At 68.2% G+C, this 1,894-nt stretch carries 2 protein-coding genes; one reads left to right on the top strand and one right to left on the bottom strand.

Annotated elements, in window-relative coordinates; translation table 11 throughout:
• A partial coding sequence (locus VGJ14_15495) for an isocitrate lyase/phosphoenolpyruvate mutase family protein (GenBank protein ID HEY2833833.1) occupies positions 1-274 on the bottom strand: 274 nt, incomplete at its 3' end.
• A gap of 78 nt (positions 275-352) precedes the next feature.
• On the opposite strand from VGJ14_15495, the gene VGJ14_15500 reads away from it, so the two are divergent.
• Positions 353-1,744 carry an IS66 family transposase gene (locus tag VGJ14_15500; GenBank protein HEY2833834.1) on the top strand — a complete coding sequence of 464 codons (1,392 nt, stop codon included), beginning with the start codon at positions 353-355 and terminating at the stop codon, positions 1,742-1,744.
• The last annotated feature ends 150 nt before the right edge of the window (positions 1,745-1,894 follow it).

The raw sequence follows: 1,894 nt of genomic DNA on the forward strand, positions 1-1,894 counted from the left end.
CACCCGCGTCGCGGTAGATTCTTGCGCGCTCCAGTACTTCGGCCACGCGTCCGTCTTCCGGTGCCAGGCCGCGTAGGTAGACGTCGGTGCGGACGTTGACGAATATGTCGGCTCCGGCGTTTGATGCGGTGTTCCTGACAGCCTCGACCTTGGCGGCAAGCACGGCTGGTGCGTCGGCGCCGTCCTCGATGTTGATGCCCGCAATACCGATGTCGATGAGTTCTCCGACATGACCGGCCACCGCGGCGGGGTCTGCGGAATAGTAACCATTCACGTTGTGCAGCGTGAGATTGGTCGGGTTGCGGCCGGCGCGCCGGCTTGATCGAGGCTGACGGAACGTCAGTATCTCTGTGTGGCCGAGGTTCCGACGTATGAGCAGCTCGTGGTGTTGGTCGCCGAACAGGCCGCCACGATCGCCCGGCTGGAAGAGCGGGTCGCGGAGTTGGAACGCCAGTTGGGCCGCAACTCGCGCAACTCCTCCATCCCGCCGTCGAAGGACCCGCTGGAGGCCCCGTCCCGGTCGCTGCGCCGGAAGGCTGGGCGCAAGCCCGGGAAGCAGCCCGGCGCTCCGGGTTCGGCTCTGCGACTGGTCGACCTGCCGGAGGAGGTGGTTGAGCACCGGCCGAGTGCCTGCCGTGGTTGCGGGGCCGCGCTGCGCCGGGCCGCCGAGGTCGGGGTGACACGCCGTCAGGTCCACGACATCCCGCAGGTGAGCGGGCCGGTGACCGAGCACCGGCTGCACCGGCGCCGCTGCGCCTGCGGGTGCATCACCACCGCCGACGCCCCGGCCGGGGTCAACGCCCCGGTCACCTACGGATCGAACCTGCGCGCCCTGGCGGTCTACCTCGTGGTGTTCCAGCACGTTCCGGTCGAACGCGCCGCCCTGCTGATCGCGGACGTGACCGGTGCGGCGGTGTCCACCGGCTGGGTCAGCTCGACGGTCGCGGCCACCGCGCAGGACCTGGTCGATGTCGAGGCGATGATCAGGACCCTGATCACCCTGGCGCACGTGCTGCACGCCGATGAGACCAGCACCAGCATCGGCGGGGACACCTGGTGGCTGCACGTCGCCTCCACACCCAACCTGACGGCGTATCACCTCGACCCGTCCCGCGGCCGCAAGGCCGTGACCGCGTTCGGGATCCTGCCCGACTATTCGGGGATCGCCGTGCACGACGCCCTGAGCGTCTACGACGACTACCCCAAGGCCACCCACGCCCTGTGCGGTGCCCACATCGCCCGGGAACTGACCGCCGCGGCCGAGTCCCACCCCGACCAGACCTGGCCCAGCGCCGCACTCGATGCACTGTTCGGGCTCAACGACGCCGCCCACGCCGCCCGAGAAATGGGCCTGCACCAGGTCGGACCCGAGATCGCAGACCCGCTGCACAAAGCGTGGCAGCGCGCCGTGCTCGTCGGCCTGGCCGCCCACCCACGCGGCCCGGGACGCAAACAATCCAAGACCCGCAACCTGCTCGACCGCCTCCGCGACCGCGACGAGCAGGTACTGCGCTTCGCCCGCGACCTGTCCGTCCCGTTCACCAACAACCAGGCCGAACGAGACCTCCGCCCGGCCAAGACCCAACTGAAGATCTCCGGCTGCCACCGCTCCGAAACCGGCGCCCGCGCCTGGCTACGCATCCGCGGCTACATCTCCACCGCACACAAGAACAACATCAACGTCCTTCACACCATCCGCGGCGCGATCATCGGCGATCCCTGGAAACCCGTCCCGGCCACGTGAATGGTTACGCGGGGTAAGAAGTTGTTATCGTGAGATTACCCGTGGTGATCAGTTTGCTATTTCGCCTCGGCGGCCTTTTTGAGATTGGCCAGCGTCGTCTCGATCGAGGTCCGTGTGTAGGCCGGTCGGTCGGCGACGCTGGTAACCAGT

The organism is Sporichthyaceae bacterium (assembly GCA_036493475.1).
In the GTDB taxonomy this organism is placed as follows: domain Bacteria; phylum Actinomycetota; class Actinomycetes; order Sporichthyales; family Sporichthyaceae; genus DASQPJ01.